Here is a 16,380-nt window from a genome sequence, read left to right as displayed (position 1 = left end):
GGCACCCGCAACTGCTGAGTCGACTGATCGGACGGCCCCTGCTGCGACCGCTCCGACGAGGACAGCTCCTGACTCTGCTGGTTCTGCCCCGGCTGGTTCTGACCTTCCGTGCGGTCCTGCTGCCGGCCTTGCTGCCCGTGCGGCCTCTGGCCTTCCGCGCGGTCCTGCGCCTGCTCTGGCTGGTTCGGACCTTGCGACCACAGGCCCTCCGAGCGGTCCTGTGCCTGCTCTGACTGGTTCGAACCCTGTGACCACAGGCCCTCCGCGCGGTCCTGCTGGTTCCGCTCTTGCGGCCGCTGCCCCTCCGACCGATCCTGCTGCTGCCCCAACTGGTTCTGGGACTGCGGCCCATGGCCGTCTTGGCGGCCTCGCTGGGCCTGCCCCTGCAGCCATTGGCCGTCTGGACGGTCCTGCTGCCCTTGCTGGGACTGCGACCGTTGACCTTCCGGGCGATCCTGCTGCCCCGGCTGGTTCTCCCCCTCGGACCGCTGCCCCTCCGAGCGGTCCAGTGGCAGTCCTTGCGACCAAAGGCCTTGCTGTTGGCTTTGCCGGCCCTGTCCCGGCTGGCCCTGACCCTGTTGCTGCCGGCCCTGCTGGGACGCGCCTTGCTGCTGCGGCTGACCTTGCTGCTGGCCCCACGGCGCGTTGCCGGGCTGCTGGCGGCCCGGCCCCTGCGGCGACTGCCGGCCTTGTTGGGGCTGGCTGCCCTGATCCTGCTGACCGAACAGGCCCTGCCCCTGCTGGGTCTGGCTCCGCTCGCCCTGCTGCTGCCCCGGCGTCTGCTGGTTCTGGGCCTGTGGCGCTCGCGGCTGCTCGCCCGGCCGTGGCCCCAGCCGGTCGGCGAGGTCCTGCCGCGGCTGTCCCGGCTGTCGCATCTGCGCGGACTGCCCCGGCTGGCTCGGCTGTCCCTGCTGACCCGGCTGCCCGGGACGCTTCTCGACCGGAGTGTTCAGCCCCGGGATCAGTTCAGGAGGCACGTTCGGCTTGAACCAAGACCCCGGCGGACGCTCGCCGGAGCCCGGTGAAGAACCCGTGGGCGGTGTGACGTTCGGCACGGCGAGCCGGTCCGTGACGGTCTGGCCGGGCTTGGGGATGGGGAAGCGCGCCGTCGCGCCACCGGTGCGCGACGACGTGTCCTCGTCACCCTCGGGCCACATCGGCTGGTCGTTGTCCGGCACCCACCACTCCTTCTCACCTGCCCGGAAGGGGCCAAGGTCACATGCTGCCTAGCCGACATCCATGGGACCCGGCGGCAGCGCGTAGTCCACACTAGTGACGTCAATGAGGTGATTACGGTTGCCGCCCACGACGTGTGGGATACCGAGATTCGAGAAGCAGCGAGGACGGCCGTGGAGTTCGACGTCACGATCGAAATCCCCAAGGGGGAGCGCAACAAGTACGAGGTCGACCACAAGACCGGTCGCATCAAGCTGGACCGGACCCTGTTCACGGCGACGCAGTACCCGGCGGACTACGGCTTCATCGACGACACGCTCGGCCAGGACGGCGACCCGCTCGACGTGCTCGTGCTGGTGCAGGAGCCGACGTTCCCGGGCTGCCTGATCCGCTGCCGCGCCATCGGCATGTTCCGCATGACCGACGAAAAGGGTCCGGACGACAAGGTGCTGGCCATCCCGACCAACGACCCGCGCCTGGAGCACCTGCGCGACATCCACCACCTCAACGAGTTCCACAAGCTCGAGATCCAGCACTTCTTCGAGGTCTACAAGGACCTCGAGCCGGGCAAGAGCGTCGAGGGCTCGTCGTGGGTGGGCCGCGCGGAGGCCGAGGCCGAGATTTCGCGGTCGTACCAGCGTGAGCAGGACCGGCTGGCCAAGGAAGAGGTCGACGGTCCCGCTCACTGAGAGCGACCGAAAAAACGCGAAAGGGCCGTTCACCCCGGGTTGGGGTGAACGGCCCTTTCGTTGATCTTTTTCAGTGCGCCAGCGCGAGCGCTTCCTGCTCCGAACGCTGCTCCATCGCCGACTTGTCCGAAAGCGGCTTCTCCTTGAGCAGCCAGACCAGGGCGAACCCGACCGTCAGCACGATCCCGCCGACCAGGAACACCGTGCTCATCGAGCCGGCGAACCCGTCGAGGATCGGGCGGGCCAGCACCGGGTCGAGGTGGGCGAGGAACGAGGTGTCGTTGACGTCCACGCCGCCGTTGGCCATCTGCTGCGCGAACTCCGGGTGCTGGGCGAGCGCGGCGACGTACGACGGGGTCGCCATCGCCGAGCGCACCGCCGCCGCGATCCGGTCACCGACCGTGCCGAACAAGATCGAGAGGAACACCGCGGTCCCCGCCGTGCCGCCGATCTGGCGGAAGAACGTGGCCGACGAGGTCGCGACGCCGATGTCCTGCGGGGCGACGTCGTTGGTCGCGGCCAGCTGCAGCGTCTGCATTGACGCGCCCAGGCCCAGGCCGATCACGAACGCGATCGCCATCACGACGCCCAGCGACGTGGCCGCGCCGATCGTCGACAGCCCGAACAGCGCCGCCGCCATCAGCCCGAGGCCGGCCACGGCGAAGACCTTGTAGCGGCCGGTCCGCGAGATCACCGCGCCGGAGCCGAGGCTCGCGACCATGATCCCGAGGGTGAGCGGCAGCATCTGCAGGCCCGCCTGCGTCGGCGTCGCGCCCTTCACGATCTGCAGGTACAGCGGCAGCGACATCATCGCGCCGAACATGCCCGCGCCCTGGATCACCGTGACCAGCGTGGCCACCCGGAACACCGGCCGGCGGAACAGCCGCAGCGGCAGCAGGGCCGCGTCGCCCATCCGGCGTTCCTGCAGGATGAACAGCACCACACCGACGAGCCCGATCGCGTACATCCCAAGCGACGCGGGCGAACCCCAGCCCCACTCACGCCCCTGCTCGGCGACGATCAGCAGCGGCACCAGCCCGAGCGTCAGCGCGCCGGCGCCGAGGAAGTCCACGCGCTGCTGCACGCGGGTGTGCGGCAGGTTCAGCACCTTGCTCACCACGACCAGCGCGGCCAGGGCGATCGGGACGTTGACCAGGAAGACCCAGCGCCAGCCCGTGATGCCCGCGAAGGAGTCCAGCCCCGCGAAGAACCCGCCGACGACCGGTCCCGCCACGCTCGAAATCCCGAACACGGCCATGAAGTAACCCTGATACTTGCTCCGGTCCCGCGGCGCCGTGATGTCCGTGATGATCGCCAGCGCGAGCGACATCAGCCCACCGGCGCCGAGGCCCTGGAACGCGCGGAACGCGGCCAGCTCGTACATCGAGCTCGCGAACCCGCTGGCCAGCGAGCCGGCCAGGAACAGCGAGATCGCCGTGAGGTACATGGGTTTGCGCCCGAACAGGTCGGACAGCTTGCCGTACAGCGGCGTCGAGAGCGTCGCGGTGATCAGGTAGGCCGTCGTGGCCCACGCCTGCAGGCTCTGGCCGTGCAGCTCGTCCGCGATCGTCTTCATCGCCGACGACACGATGGTCTGGTCCAGCGCGGCCAGGAACATGCCGAGCATCAGCCCGGACAACACGGTGAGGATCTGCCGGTGGGACAGCTTGCCGGTGCCCCCTTCCGCGGTGATGGTGGCGGTCATCTTGGTACTCCCTCAAGTCTGGTCGAGCAGTTGCTTGTATCCATCAACTACTTTCAGGGTGCAACTGTTCCCGGAAAGCTTGCATGAGGCAAGCAAGTAGGGTGTGACGCTGCTCGCAGGGAGTTACAGGTGCCCTCTGAGCAGGGCGAAGTCGGCTTCCCGCATCAATCGCGCCTGACCCGGCCGGGGACTCCGCGGCTCCTCCACCAGCGCGACGGGCACCTCGCCCAGCCCCAGCCTCACCGCCACGGCGATGCGGTGATTGCCGTCCAGGATGGCGAACTCCTCGTTGAACCCCAGTCTGAGCGGCGTGAGAATCCCGCGCCGCGCGATGTCCGCGGCCAGCTCGTCGAGGTGTCGCGGCGTATCCACCAACGCAGACCCGACCAACTCCCGATCAACGGCGCGATACCGCACGACGAGCTCCGTCGGCAGGAACACGGCCGGCAGGCGAAGAGGCGACATGGGCCCATCATCGCCCGACCAGCCGCCGACCCGCTCGGTCCTGACGGCTCCGCTCCCCTCGCACCACCACCACGGCACGAACGGTCCACTCGCGCCCAAACCCGCGAAACGAGCCGTCCTCTCACGCCAGGTCCGCGGCGCGAGTGGTCCCCTCACACCACCCGCTCGGCACGACTGGACAGCTACGACCGCCAACCCGACCGACCCTCTCACCCACCGCCACGACCGCTCACCTTGCGCCGCCGGCACAGCACGAACGGTCCCCTCGCAACACCGACACGGCGCCAGGGGACCCCTCGCACCTAGCCCGCGGCGCGAACGGTCCCCTCACACCAAGCCGACGACACGAGCGGTCCCGCCGCACACTCGGCACAGCTGGACCCGCGCGCCAGCCGGAACGACGGCTCCCTCACAACATCGACACCGTACGAACGGTCCACTCGCACCGCGTCCGCTCCGCGAACGGTCCACTCGCAACGCCGACGGCGCACAAACATTTCCCCTCGCGGCGTCGACATGGCACCAATGCACCCCTCGCACCAAACCTTCGAGCTCGAACGGTCCCCTCACAACTAACCCGCCGCGCGAACAGTCCCCTCGCGACGTCAACACGGCACCGACGGACGCCTCGCACCAAACCTCAGCCCGAACCGTCCCCTCGCGCCAGGTCCGCGGCGCGAACAGTCCCCCCGCGCCAACCACCAAGCACGAGGGGACCATTCGCCCAGCGAAAGGCAGACTCAGGCGATGTAACCCGGAATCGGGAACGGCTCCAGGAACTCCCGGATCTCAGCGGCGATCCGGTCCAGTTCCGCGTCCGGAGAGGACCCGGCCGCGGCCACGACCGTCCGGTCGATCCACTCCGCCACCTGCACCTGGTGCTCCGGCAGCAGCCCCCGCGTGGTGATGGCCGCGGTGCCCAGCCGGATGCCCGACGGGTCGAACGGCTTGCGCGGGTCGAAGGGCACCGTGTTGTAGTTCAGCTCGATCCCGGCGCGGTCCAGGGCCTGGGCGGCCGGCTTGCCCGCCACGTTCTTGTTCGTCAGGTCGATCAGCAGCAGGTGGTTGTCCGTGCCGCCGGAGACGAGGTCGTAGCCGCGGTCGAGCAGCGCCGACGCCAGAGCCCCGGCGTTCGCGACGATCGTCTGCGCGTAGGTGGCGAAGGACGGCTGCGCAGCCTCACCCAGCGCGACCGCGATGGCCGCAGTCGTGTGGTTGTGGGGGCCGCCCTGCAGGCCGGGGAACACGGCCTTGTCGATCGCCTTCGCGTGTGCGGCGTCCGAAAGGATCATCGCGCCACGAGGGCCGCGCAGGGTCTTGTGCGTGGTGGTCGTGATGACCTGGGCGTGGCCCACCGGCGACGGGTGCGCGCCGCCCGCGATGAGGCCGGCGATGTGGGCGATGTCGGCCACCAGCACGGCGTCCACTTCGCGCGCGATCTCCGCGAAGCGCGGGAAGTCGATGGTGCGCGGGATGGCCGTGCCGCCGGCGAAGATCAGCTTCGGGCGGTGCTCCAGGGCCAGGTCGCGCACCTGGTCGAAGTCGACGCGGCCGGTTTCCTTGCGCACGCCGTAGCGGACGGCGTTGAACCACTTGCCCGTCGCGGACACCGACCAGCCGTGGGTGAGGTGGCCGCCGTCGGGCAGGGCCATGCCGAGCACGGTGTCGCCGGGCTGTGCGAAGGCCAGGTACGCGGCCAGGTTCGCCGGGGAGCCGGAGTACGGCTGCACGTTGGCATGGTCCACGCCGAACACGGACTTCGCGCGCTCGATCGCCAGGTTCTCGATGGGGTCGATGAACTGCTGGCCCTCGTAGTAGCGCTTGCCGGCGTAGCCCTCGGAGTACTTGTTGGTCAGCACGGTGCCGGTGGCCTCGAGCACCGCGCGCGAGACGTAGTTCTCCGACGCGATCAGGCGGATCTTGTCGTGCTGACGCTTCGCTTCGTCCTCGACCAGCCCGGCGATCTGCGGGTCGGCGGCGGCGAGCGTCGAAAGGGAGGGCTGGTGTGTCATCACGTCTCCGGTTCTGAACCGGCCGGGGCACCCAGGCGCGCGGTGCCGGCCTCGTCGTCGCTTCCCGGTGGTGCTCCACCTCTGATGGCGCCAGTCGCAGCTGCGTGCCGGAGTTTAGTGCACGTCAGACCGGCTTGGAGCCCTCCCGGTGCCGTCGCGCGAGCTCCTGGTAGATCCCGGCGTTGTGCTCAACCCACATCCGCGCCGAATCGGTGAGCGGCACGAACTTCTTGGCCGGGCTGCCCATCGCGATCACTTCCTCGGGCACCTCCGTGCCGGGCGTGACCGTCGAGCCCGCGGCGATCAGCGACCGCGCACCGATCATGGACCCGTCGAGCACGGTGGACCCGTTGCCGATCAGCGCCTGCTCGCCGATGGTGCAGTCGTGCACGAGGCACTGGTGCCCCACGGTCACGTTCTTCCCGACCTCGGTCAGGGTCCCGCCGCAGTGGATCACGGAGTTGTCCTGCACGTTCGCGCCCTCGCGGATGATGATCGGCCCGAAGTCGGCGCGGATCACGGCGCCGTACCAGACCGAAGCGTCCTTCTCGACGGTCACATCGCCGATCAAGGTGGCGGTGGGGGCGATCCAGGCGTCCGGGTGGACCTGCGGGCTGGCGCCCTCGAAGGAGAACAGAGGCATGCCAGCACCCTAAGTGGCGTCAGCGATAACCCGCGAAGCAGAGCGCCTCGACGTCACCGCGCAGGCTCTCGAACGGCCGCGGCCGCACCCGCTGCTGCACCACGGCGCCGAGCAGGTAGCTCAGCAACGCCCGGGCCCGCGCCCGCGGATCGTCGACGTCCAGCGGCGCCAGCAGTTCCGCGAACAGCTCGGTGATCGACGTCAGCATCGCGTCGATGGCCTGCGGGTGCTGCGCCCGCCCGGCCGCGATCCAGTACTCGAACCACAGGAACGCGCCGTTGGGCCGCTCCGCGAATTCCGCCAGGTACGCCTTGGTCACCTCGAACAGGCGCTCGCGCGGGTCGTCGAACTTCTCCCCGACAGCACGCAGGTCTGTGGCGAAAGTCGTGATGTGGGCGGCCATCGCGCGGTCGATGAGCACGTCGATGTCGGCGAAGTAGTAATGGATCGCGCTCTTCGTGAGCGGGCCCGCGTCGGCGATCGCGCGTACCGTGCAGCCGGCGAGCCCGTCTCTGGCGAGCACGACTCGTGCGGCCTCGACGATCTGCTCCTGCTTCTGCAGCTGGTTGGGCGACAGCTGCGCGCTGCGGCCGGGTACGGCGGTCACGGTGATCCTCGTTACGTTATTCAGGACGACAGCCCCGAATCCTAGGGCAGACGTCCCATCGCGCCCTCTCGGGTGAAAAAGCGGATTGGCCACCCCGGTCCGCACAGCGGACAATGCCCGGCATGGTGATCTCAGGGGACAAGGGGCTCAGCGAGGCGGCGCGCCGCCAGCTGGAGAAGGAAATAGCCGACCTGCGCGCGCAACGGGCGGCGCTCGCGCCGCAGCCCGGCGAGCAGGAACGCACGGGGGACGCGGCCGACCAGGCCGACGTGATCGACCGGGCCGAGGCCGCCGCGCGGCTGGAGCGCCAGATCTCCGACGTCGCCGCCAAGCTCGAACACGGCGCCTACAACAGCAACCTGCTTCCCGACGGCACGCGCGTCTCCCTGCGCTTCGCCGACGGTGACGAGGAAGTGCTCAACGTCGTCACCCTCCCCGGCGAGGACCTCGACTCGGTGACGTCGGACAGCCCACTGGGCCTCGCCCTGGTCGGCGCCAAGGCCGGCGACAAGATCACCTACCGCACCCCGCGCGGCGAAGCCACCGCCACGGTGATCGAGCTGACCCCGCCGGAGGACTGACCACTTCGGACTCCACGGATCGGGCTGCCGGGCACCACGCCTCGGCAGCCCGATCCGTCTTTCACCGACGCTGGTCGAGCGTCTCCGGTCTGTACGCGTAGATCAGCCCTTGGTCGGCGACGACGTGCCAGTCGGTGTCGCAGACGCGGTCGGTGCGGCGTTCCTGGCCGGCGGGCCACCAATCGGCCGACAGGGTCGCGGGGGTCGCCGACGCGGGACCCTTGACGCAGGTCGCGGGCAGGCCCGAGGCGCCCGGCGTGTAGCGCAGGATCCGTTCGGACCCGGTGGTGCGGATGGCTTCCGTGACGGCCGTCGCGTCGTCGGGGACCCAGGCCGGCAGACGCGCGTCGGCGTCGGCCTTGCCGAGAGCGCCGGTGTCGTAGGCGACGTTCTTGACGTGCTCCGGCCCGTCCGGCGCACACGCGGTGACGGTCGCCAGTGCCGCCGCGATCGCCGCGAACCAGATCGCGGTTTTCCCGATTTCGTTCATGCCACCGAGTCAATCCGGGCGCATTCGCGGCAGCATCGGCTTTCCGGTCCGAAGCCGCGGGCCGGATGGCCGACTCAGCGGTTGTCTCTCGGCTCTTTCGGCTCCACGGCGCACGACGTGATCGCCGGCGCGGTGTTGACGGCCGGGATCGTCGTCGTCAGCTTCGGTGCGGGGCGAGCAGGCCTGGGCGAGCGTCCGACAGCAGCACAAAGTGCGCGGCTCCGCGGTTTCGGCGGTGTCCAGCGAATGGCAGCCGTCGATGGCCGACCAGAAGTTCATGGCCAAGAACTTCCGCAAAGCCGAGTGCACCTACAGCTTCGCCCGCCCCGCGCCGGATGACTGGGAGCGCGCCTTCGCCGCGGCGCGCACCGTGAGGGCAGAAACGCACAAAGCCCGTGAGCAGGAGAACTCCGAGGAACTGCTGCCAGTGCTGTGGAGCGCCTCGTCGCCAAGTGCCGGATTGCTCGACACGCTGCCGCACCGGCCGCTCGTGCCCGGCCGGCTGTCGGTCGCGCTCGCGGTGGTGGCGCGGACTCCGCAGGGCAAGATCGGGATGCACCACGTGACCCGGCATCAGCACGATCAGATGGGCCGGCCGCTCGAGACGCTGTTCGACGTCGGATACGGCGCCCTGGCCCGTGGGCTGAAGATGGCGGTCCGCGGTTCAGGCGAGGACGCGCTGGTGTCGATCACCCGGGAGAACCTGCCGGCGGCGTCCGCCGTCGCCCTGCCCGACCGGTACTCCCAGCTGGCCCCGCACCTCGGCGGTGGCGACCTGCTCGTCGGCCTGACGTGTCCGGACGAGATGTTCGTCGTCCGCGGGGGCAGTGGCTTGGCGGACACCGTCCGGGAGCAGGTGCTCGCTTCGCCCCACGAGCCCACGGAGCTGGTCCCCTCCGCGCTGCGGCTCGGCCCCGGCGGGCTGGAGCTACTCGCCGAACGCAGCGCGTAAGGCCGAGGACAAATTTCCCCTCAACGGGTGATCTTCTCGAACTGAACCAACCGGCTTCAGGTGGACACCCACCACACGAATCAGGGCCCATCCGAGGAGTCTCGGATGGGCCCTGACCTGCGGAGCCGCCTGGGGGAATCGAACCCCCGACCTATTCATTACGAGTGAATCGCTCTGGCCGACTGAGCTAAGGCGGCATGCCGGGTGGCTGGCGCCGTCCGACGGGAACAAGTGTAGCGGAGGCCGTTGGCGTCACCTTGCGGGGGCCGCGTCGTTAGGGTCCTATGACCTCGGTCTCACTCCCCGCCCGGCCTACCTGGAGGACTCGGCACATGCGGCGAAGACTGCCCCGCGCGGTGGCCCTGCCCGCGGCAGCGGCGTTGCTGCTGCTCATCGCCGCGCCGGCGAGCGCGCAGGAGATCCCGACGACGCCGATCCCGCAGCCGGCGAACCCCACGCAGCCCCCGGCGTCCGCGCCGATCGGGCCGCAGCCGCTCGGCCACGCGGTGGGCGACGCGGGCACGGCGCTGGGCGTGTTGCGCCTGCTGCCGAACTCCGTGCCGACGTCGACGATCCTGCCCGGCTTCGGGCAGACGTTGCCGAAGCAGTCGGCGCTGGAGGCCGGGATGGGCCTGTCGAGCGCATCGGCGAACTCCGAGGCGTACCTGGCGTACGAGAAGTCGATCGCGCAGGCGTCGCCGTTCGGGGTGGCCGTGGGCGGCCAGGCGCCGCAGACGCCGGGCAGCGTGGTGCAGACCGCGCTGCCGGACAACCCCAAGCCGCTGTCCGGCGGGCTCAACGCACCGTCGAACCCGCTGCTCAACATCGGCGTGCTGAACGGCACCGCGCACGCCCGCTGGAGCGACTCGCTGGGCCCGTGCGTGGACACGATCGCCGACGCGAGCACGTCGGTGGCGAGCCTTTCGCTGCTGAACGTGATCCCGTCGCTGCCGCAGATCCCGTTGCTGGGCAACGGTGGACTGAACCTGCCGCAGGGCACGCAGCTCGCCCAGGGCTTCGACCCGGCCAAGGGCCTGCAGAGCCTCGGCGGCCTGCTGTCCGGCGGCGGCCAGACCGCGGCCGACGGCACCGGTTCGCTGCTGAGCCTGCCGAACACGCTGTCGTCGCGTTCGCAGGTGAAGCTCGTGGACATCCCGGGGTCGAAGAACAAGGCGGTGCAGTCGTCGTCGACGCTGCAGGCCGCCGACATCGACATCCTCAAGGGCACGCCGCTGGAGCTGTCGATCAAGGTCGCCAGCCAGCCGACGCTCACCGTCACCTCGACGGGCGACGAGAAGACCTCGAAGGTCGACTACACCGCGCCCGTGCTGACCATCCAGGCCGGCGGCAAGACGCTGTACACGCTCGACGCGGCGCACCCGACCGAGGACATCCCGATCGGCCTGCCGCTCGCGGGGCTGAGCGACAAGTTCGGGCAGCTCAACTCGATCCCGGTGGTCGGCGGCCTCGTGTCCACGCTGACGAAGGGCATCCAGCAGGTCGGCGACACCGCGGGCACCGTCCTCGACCTCGGCGTCCTGCGCCTGTCCATCGCCGGTCTGGACCAGAAGGGCTCCGCCGCGACCACGCCGTACAAGGGCTACCAGCTCGGCGCGTCGGCACGGCTGTTCGACCTCCAGGTGCTCCCGACGAAGAACCTGAAGACCCTGCTCCCCGCCGGCGCCGGCGACAACCTCCCGTCGTCCCTCGCACAGCTGTCCCTGGGCGAACAGGTCGCCCGCGCCTACGCCCCCACCGGCGGCGTCGTCTGCGGCACGACCGGCGTGACTCCCCCCGCCGCCGGCGGCCCGGCGCCCAAGGGGCCGGTGAAGAACCTCGCCTACACGGGCACCGCGTACGACACCGTGCCGCTCTTCTGGGCGGGCACGGCGATGCTGCTGATGGGCGTCGTGATGGTCGCGGCGTTCCCGAACCGCCGCCGCGTTGCCACGCCGGTGAAACTCCACTCCGACGACGCACCGCGCAAACCTTCCCCGCATCCGCGCGACTGAATTGCCACGCGAAACGGCCCGGTCACCTTCTCGGTGGCCGGGCCGTTGTCGTCGGTGCGGTCAGCCCTGGCGAAGCGTCGTCACCATGGCCTCCACGGCGATGCGCGGCTTGACGTTCAGCTCGATCGCCTCGCGGCACTCCAGGACGGCTTCCAGGCGGCGCAGCGTGGATTCCGGCGTCCAGGCCGCGGCGGCGGCGCGGATGACGTCGGCGTGGTCCGGGTGGTTGAGCGTGGCGCCGGAGTGGGTGGTGGTGACGAGGACGTCGCGGTAGAAGCCGGCGAGGTCGACGAGCGCGAGGTCGAGCGTGTCGCGCTGGGTGCGGGTCGCGCGGGACTTCTGGCGTTTTTCGAGCTGCTTCACGGCGGCCTCGGCCGCGCGCTTGGCGCCGGCGACGCCCTTGCCGATGCCGTCGCCGCCCATGGCGGTGCGGAGTTCGGAGCGTTCGTTCTCGTCGCGGGCCTTGCTTTCCTCGCCGGCGTCGGCCTCCGCGGCGCTGATCAGCTGGTCGGCGCTGGTGAAGACGTCGGCGGGGCGGCGCAGGCCCGTCGGGATCCGCAGCACGGTGGCGCGGCGCTGGCGCGCGGAGTCGTCCGTGGCGAGCCGGCGCGCGCGGCCGACGTGGCCGCCGCAGACCGACGCGGCCCACTGCGCGAGTGAAGGATCGACGCCGTCGCGCGCCACCAGCACCTGCGCGATGGCCTCGGGCGGCGGCGTCCGCAGCGTCACCAGACGGCACCGCGAGCGAATGGTCACCGACACGTCGTCCGGGTGGTCCGACGGCGCGCACAGCAGGAACACCGTGCGTTCCGGCGGCTCCTCGACGGCCTTGAGCAGCGCGTTCGACGCGCCTTCCGTGAGCCGGTCGGCGTCCTCGATGATCACGACCTGCCACTCGCCCGTGGTCGGGCGCCGCGCGGCCGCCTGCACCAGCGCGCGCATCTCCGCGACCGAGATCGACAGGCCTTCGGGCACCACGAGCCGGACGTCGGCGTGGGTGCCGGCCATCGTCGTGCGGCAGCCGGGGCACGCACCGCAGCCCGTGCCGGTGCTGCACTGCAACGCGGCCGCGAACGTGCGCGCCGCGACCGAACGGCCGGACCCCGGCGGGCCCGTGATCAGCCACGCGTGCGTCATCGCGCCCGGCGGAACCGGCTCGCCCGCCACGATCTTCGCGGCCGCCGACGATGCCGTCGACAGCGTTTCGACCGCCGGCTCCTGACCCACGAGCTCGGCCCAGACGCCGATCGGCCCGGTCACTTCGCGTCCACTTCGGACACTTCCTGCGCGGGCGCGAGCTCGGCCTCCGCGACGGCGCCTTCGACGACGTCGGCCGTCGCCACCGCGTGGGTGCTGTGGTCCAGCTCCGGACGCTCGGCCGGCTCCGAAGGCGCGAGCCCGGACAGGCGGCCGACGAACACCGCCAGCACGGCCGTGCGAACGCGTGCGGCGACCTCGTCGTCGGTGCCGTCGGCGTCGACGACCACGTACCGGTCGGGGTCGGCCGCGGCCATCTCCGCGAGCAGGGTCTGGACCCGCCACTGGTCGTTCACCGACACCGACGAGTTGTGGTCGCGCTGGCCCGGATCGGCGTCGAGCAGCACCGTCAGGTCGGGGCGCAGCTTGCCCGTCGCCCAGTCGGCCAGGCCCTCGAGCTCACCCGCGTCGAGGCCGGCGACCGTGCACAGGTGCGCGAGCGGCGAGTCGACAAAGCGCTCCATCACCACCACGGACCCGGCGTCGAGCGCCGGCTGGATCTCGCGTTCGACCAGCTCCGCGCGCACCGCCGCGGCGACGAGGGCCTGGGCCCGCGCCCCGGTGAGCGACGCGTCGGAGATCAGCGAACGGAACCGCCGCTCGTCGAGCGCGGGATCGGCGGCCAGCACCACGGGCCGGGTGCCGGTGCCGAGCCAGCGCGAGAGGCGCGCGGCCTGGCTGGCCGTGTTGATGGCCGTGGTGCCTTCGAGCGCGATGAGGAAACCGTTGACGCGCCGGGGTGCGCGGCGCAAGGCGTTGCGCAGGTCGGTGAGGATTTTCTCGCTGCGGCGGTCGTCCATCTGCCGGTAGGCGATCACACCGAGCAGCATCGCGAGCACGCCGCCGCCGATCATCACCGGGCGCGTGCCGTCGATGGTGACGGGGCTGCCCCACACGTTGATCTGGTGCGGGCGGACCAGGCCGATCAACGCCGGCGTGACGATCGTCGAGCCGAACAGCACGATCTTCAGCATCGACTGGTAGATCGCGTTGACCCGGCCGCGGATCGCGTCTTCCACGCGCGAACCGATGATCGTGACGCCGGTGAGGAACGCGATGCCGGCGCAGAAGCCGGTGAGCGCCACGGCGATCACCGAGATCGCCAGGTGCGGCGACAGCGCGATGATCACCAGCGACAGCCCGGCCACGACGATCGAGATGCCGAACAGCCGGTCGTGCGGCAGCCGCCGCGCGAGTTTGGGCGCGAGGGCCATCCCGGAGGCGAGGCCGAGGAACACGGCGAGCACCAGCAGGTTGAACGCCGCGTCACCCGCGAGCAGCGACGACGAGTACGGCTTGGCCGAGGCCACCACCGCCCCGCCCGCGGCGAACGCGCCGAACGCGCCGATCAGCAGGCCGCGCACCAAAGGCGTGCTCTTCACGAAGCGCAGGCCGTCGCGCACCATGTCGCCGAAGCCGAACTTCTCTTCGTCGGCCTTCTTGACCTTCTGGTCGGGCAGCTTGTGGACGTCGCGCAGCGAAAGCTCGGGGATGCGCGTCGCGATGAGGATGCCGCTGGTCAGGTAGAGCAGACCGTTGATGACGACGACGATCTTCGCGATGTAGAGATCGGCCGTCGCGCCTTGGAACAGGTGGAACGTGGTGTTGGCGCCGAGGATGAGCGCGTTGGCGCCGGCGGCGGTGATCACGGCGAGGCCGTAGGTCATCACCATGCCGAGCTGGTTGGCCGTCTCGACCTGGTCCGGGCGGCGCAGCAGGTTGGGCACCGCCGCGTCCTTCGACGGGATCCACATGATCGAGCAGCAGCCGACCAGGAAGTTCGCGACGAACAGCCACCAGGGCGCGCCGACGATCGCGATCGACAGCAGGAAACCGCAGCGCAGGAAGTCGCAGACGACCATCACCTTGCGGCGGTCGAAGCGGTCGGCGAGGATGCCGCCGATCGGCGCGAACAGCAGGCCGGGCAGCAGGTTCGTGAGCACCACGCCGACGAACGCGAAGTTCTGCGCGGTGTAGTTGTTGAGCAGCTTCGTGCTCAACGCCGTCAGTGCCAGCAGGTTCAGCCAGTCGGCGACACTGCACAGGTACGTGACGCCCCACAGCCGACGGAATGGTCTGATCGCCAGCACCCGACGGACGCGGTGGATCGTGGATGCCTCGGCACTCGCCGAGGCACCCGATCCGGCGCCGGGTACCGACCGCACGCCTTCGCTGATACGCCCACCCCACTCGTCACGGCGGCGTCGGGAAACCCCGTTTCGGATCCCCCGACCGTGTCGTCAGGGTAGCCCGATCGCCGATCCGGACACGGCACCGGCCCGGGTGTGGCGGTGGTGGAGTGACGTCAGCTGAACAGGCCCGTCACACTGCTGACCAGGCTCGACACCATGTACAGCGCGATCACGACGAACACGATGAGCAGCACGACCGCGAGGATCACGCCCGCCGCGCTCGTCGACGGACGGCCCAGGTTCGGCATCCCGATGTTCGGCAGACCGCGCTTTTTGGCCTGCCGTTCGGCTAGTTCGGCCTCGATGTCGTCGTCGGCGACCTCGGCTTTCGCCTTCGGCCGGGGCCGCGGCACCCGCTTGAGCAGCTGCGGGGCGCGCGTGGGCCACGTCCGCTGCCGCGGCAGCAACCCGAGCGGCACGCCGTCGGGCTTCTCCTCGGCCGACGACTGGCTCGGCTGCGGCGTGCGCGCGGCCTCTTCCCGCAGCGCGGCTTCCACCATCCGCTTCACGGCCTCGGGGTCGTGCTGCACGGGCCGCGCGGTCGGCAACGGCCGCGACTCGTCCGCCGACGCCGCAGGCGCCGCCTCGGCCGCCGTGACCAGCCCGGCGAGCGGATCGGCGAACCGCTCCCCGCCGACGCTGCCGTCCAGCGTCCCGTCGCGCTCCGGCTGCGGGGCGGTGCGGGCGTTGGTGTTGGGGGCGCTTTGCGTGCCTTGGGGGGCATTGAAGAAGGGAGCCCCACCGCTCGTGCTCATGGTGACCACCTCACTACGGAATGTCCTCGCCTTCCAGTGTCGGCGACACTACCGGCTCCCGCATCCGCCCAATGGCCGCAGAAACGCTCGCGGCCACGCCGCCGACCGGACGGTCCCGCAGCAGTTTGCAGGCCACGGCCACCCCGGTCGACCGCCGAAAGCGACGTGCAGGGGTGATACCGGTCACGAGATCGGGCACTCTTCGTAATCGATCGTGGCCGGCGCGCTGGGGCGTGGACGGCCCATTCCGGGCGGGTCGCCAGTCGGCCCCCCACCCGGCCGGCGATCAGGCCCGGCTCGACCGCATGGCGAACATCTGCCTCGCCACAGTCCGCAGTCCCGGCTCGGCGACGGGCCGAGCTTCGCCGCCGCCGAACCACCTCAGCCGCGACCACAGTCGACACCTCCCATCCGACCGGCGATCAGGCGTGTCAACCGCCCGGAGAGCACCTGGCTCTCCACAATCCGCGATCCCGGGTCTGCGACGGGTCGAACTCAGCCGCCGCCGAACCACTTCAACCGTGACGACAGTCGACACCTCCCACCCGACCGGCGACCAGGCCTGAATCGACCGCCCGGAGAGCACCTGCCTCGCCACCGTCCGCGATCCCAGATCTGCGACGGGTCGAACTCAGCCCCGTCGAACCACGTCAAACGCGACGACAGTCGACACCTCCTGCTCGGCCGGCGACCAGGCCTGAATCGACCGCCCGGAGAGCACCTGCCTCGCCACCGTCCGCGATCCCAGATCTGCGACGGGTCGAACTCAGCCCCGTCGAACCACGTCAAACGCGACGACAGTCGACACCTCCTGCTCGGCCGGCGACCAGGCCTGAATCGACCG

14 protein-coding genes and 1 tRNA gene are annotated in these 16,380 nt (G+C 70.5%); 5 read left to right on the top strand and 10 right to left on the bottom strand.

Annotation, left to right across the window (positions count from 1 at the left end; genetic code table 11):
* Positions 1–350: 350 nt before the first annotated feature.
* Together ACFY1H_RS05325 and ACFY1H_RS05320 are read left to right on the top strand one after the other, a co-directional pair.
* The gene (locus ACFY1H_RS05325) at positions 351–1,025 is read left to right on the top strand and encodes a hypothetical protein (RefSeq protein WP_386944747.1); all 675 of its coding nucleotides are present in this window, start codon (positions 351–353) and stop codon (positions 1,023–1,025) included.
* A 324-nt stretch (positions 1,026–1,349) separates the two neighbouring features.
* Positions 1,350–1,865 (top strand): inorganic diphosphatase, encoded by a 516-nt coding sequence (locus ACFY1H_RS05320; protein WP_326566764.1) that lies wholly within the window; start codon positions 1,350–1,352, stop codon positions 1,863–1,865.
* A gap of 70 nt (positions 1,866–1,935) precedes the next feature.
* Here the strand turns inward: ACFY1H_RS05320 and ACFY1H_RS05315 are convergent, their stop codons facing one another.
* From ACFY1H_RS05315 to ACFY1H_RS05295, 5 genes are all read right to left on the bottom strand, one after another.
* Positions 1,936–3,570: an MDR family MFS transporter gene (locus ACFY1H_RS05315; RefSeq protein ID WP_386944744.1), complete on the bottom strand. Its 1,635-nt coding sequence runs from the start codon at positions 3,568–3,570 to the stop codon at positions 1,936–1,938.
* Positions 3,571–3,693: 123 nt separating this feature from the next.
* On the bottom strand, positions 3,694–4,011 hold the full coding sequence (locus ACFY1H_RS05310) for a ParB N-terminal domain-containing protein (protein ID WP_386944742.1): 318 nt from the start codon (positions 4,009–4,011) through the stop codon (positions 3,694–3,696).
* Between the two features lie 764 nt (positions 4,012–4,775).
* A complete protein-coding gene (glyA, locus tag ACFY1H_RS05305) occupies positions 4,776–6,047 on the bottom strand; it encodes a serine hydroxymethyltransferase (protein WP_366588771.1) in 1,272 nt (423 codons plus the stop codon).
* Between the two features lie 124 nt (positions 6,048–6,171).
* Positions 6,172–6,690: a gamma carbonic anhydrase family protein gene (locus ACFY1H_RS05300; protein WP_366588773.1), complete on the bottom strand. Its 519-nt coding sequence runs from the start codon at positions 6,688–6,690 to the stop codon at positions 6,172–6,174.
* 19 nt (positions 6,691–6,709) lie between these two features.
* The gene (locus ACFY1H_RS05295) at positions 6,710–7,297 is read right to left on the bottom strand and encodes a TetR/AcrR family transcriptional regulator (protein WP_285971906.1); all 588 of its coding nucleotides are present in this window, start codon (positions 7,295–7,297) and stop codon (positions 6,710–6,712) included.
* A gap of 122 nt (positions 7,298–7,419) precedes the next feature.
* Between ACFY1H_RS05295 and ACFY1H_RS05290 the strand changes: the two genes are divergently transcribed.
* Positions 7,420–7,878, top strand: coding sequence for a GreA/GreB family elongation factor (locus ACFY1H_RS05290; RefSeq protein ID WP_366588776.1), 459 nt, complete (start codon positions 7,420–7,422; stop codon positions 7,876–7,878).
* Between the two features lie 61 nt (positions 7,879–7,939).
* On the opposite strand, the gene ACFY1H_RS05285 is transcribed toward ACFY1H_RS05290, so the two are convergent.
* The gene (locus ACFY1H_RS05285) at positions 7,940–8,368 is read right to left on the bottom strand and encodes a hypothetical protein (protein ID WP_386944739.1); all 429 of its coding nucleotides are present in this window, start codon (positions 8,366–8,368) and stop codon (positions 7,940–7,942) included.
* 235 nt (positions 8,369–8,603) lie between these two features.
* On the opposite strand from ACFY1H_RS05285, the gene ACFY1H_RS05280 reads away from it, so the two are divergent.
* Positions 8,604–9,320, top strand: a complete 717-nt coding sequence (locus ACFY1H_RS05280; RefSeq protein WP_386944737.1) for a hypothetical protein — start codon at positions 8,604–8,606, stop codon at positions 9,318–9,320.
* Positions 9,321–9,443: 123 nt separating this feature from the next.
* Here the strand turns inward: ACFY1H_RS05280 and ACFY1H_RS05275 are convergent.
* Positions 9,444–9,517, bottom strand: a tRNA-Thr gene (locus tag ACFY1H_RS05275).
* A 135-nt stretch (positions 9,518–9,652) separates the two neighbouring features.
* Between ACFY1H_RS05275 and ACFY1H_RS05270 the strand changes: the two genes are divergently transcribed.
* Positions 9,653–11,332 (top strand): hypothetical protein, encoded by a 1,680-nt coding sequence (locus tag ACFY1H_RS05270; protein WP_366588785.1) that lies wholly within the window; start codon positions 9,653–9,655, stop codon positions 11,330–11,332.
* Between the two features lie 60 nt (positions 11,333–11,392).
* On the opposite strand, the gene ACFY1H_RS05265 is transcribed toward ACFY1H_RS05270, so the two are convergent.
* From ACFY1H_RS05265 to ACFY1H_RS05255, 3 genes are all read right to left on the bottom strand, one after another.
* The gene (locus tag ACFY1H_RS05265) at positions 11,393–12,592 is read right to left on the bottom strand and encodes a DNA polymerase III subunit delta' (protein ID WP_386944734.1); all 1,200 of its coding nucleotides are present in this window, start codon (positions 12,590–12,592) and stop codon (positions 11,393–11,395) included.
* Positions 12,589–14,754 (bottom strand): dTMP kinase, encoded by a 2,166-nt coding sequence (locus tag ACFY1H_RS05260; protein ID WP_366588789.1) that lies wholly within the window; start codon positions 14,752–14,754, stop codon positions 12,589–12,591. Before ACFY1H_RS05260 ends, ACFY1H_RS05265 begins: the two co-directional genes overlap by 4 nt.
* Positions 14,755–14,894: 140 nt before the next feature.
* Positions 14,895–15,536, bottom strand: a complete 642-nt coding sequence (locus ACFY1H_RS05255) for a hypothetical protein (protein ID WP_386944732.1) — start codon at positions 15,534–15,536, stop codon at positions 14,895–14,897.
* Between the last annotated feature and the right edge of the window lie 844 nt (positions 15,537–16,380).

Source organism: Amycolatopsis sp. NPDC001319 (genome assembly GCF_042896185.1).
Taxonomy (GTDB): domain Bacteria; phylum Actinomycetota; class Actinomycetes; order Mycobacteriales; family Pseudonocardiaceae; genus Amycolatopsis.
This window is presented reverse-complemented; position numbering and strand designations above follow the sequence as displayed.

Coding starts and splice junctions, on each gene's coding strand:
- ACFY1H_RS05325 (WP_386944747.1), top strand. CDS start 351: ATGGCCGTCTTGGCGGCCTCGCTGGGCCTGCCCCTGCAGCCATTGGCC.
- ACFY1H_RS05315 (WP_386944744.1), bottom strand. CDS start 3,570: ATGACCGCCACCATCACCGCGGAAGGGGGCACCGGCAAGCTGTCCCAC.
- glyA (WP_366588771.1), bottom strand. CDS start 6,047: ATGACACACCAGCCCTCCCTTTCGACGCTCGCCGCCGCCGACCCGCAG.
- ACFY1H_RS05300 (WP_366588773.1), bottom strand. CDS start 6,690: ATGCCTCTGTTCTCCTTCGAGGGCGCCAGCCCGCAGGTCCACCCGGAC.
- ACFY1H_RS05290 (WP_366588776.1), top strand. CDS start 7,420: ATGGTGATCTCAGGGGACAAGGGGCTCAGCGAGGCGGCGCGCCGCCAG.
- ACFY1H_RS05285 (WP_386944739.1), bottom strand. CDS start 8,368: ATGAACGAAATCGGGAAAACCGCGATCTGGTTCGCGGCGATCGCGGCG.
- ACFY1H_RS05270 (WP_366588785.1), top strand. CDS start 9,653: ATGCGGCGAAGACTGCCCCGCGCGGTGGCCCTGCCCGCGGCAGCGGCG.
- ACFY1H_RS05255 (WP_386944732.1), bottom strand. CDS start 15,536: ATGAGCACGAGCGGTGGGGCTCCCTTCTTCAATGCCCCCCAAGGCACG.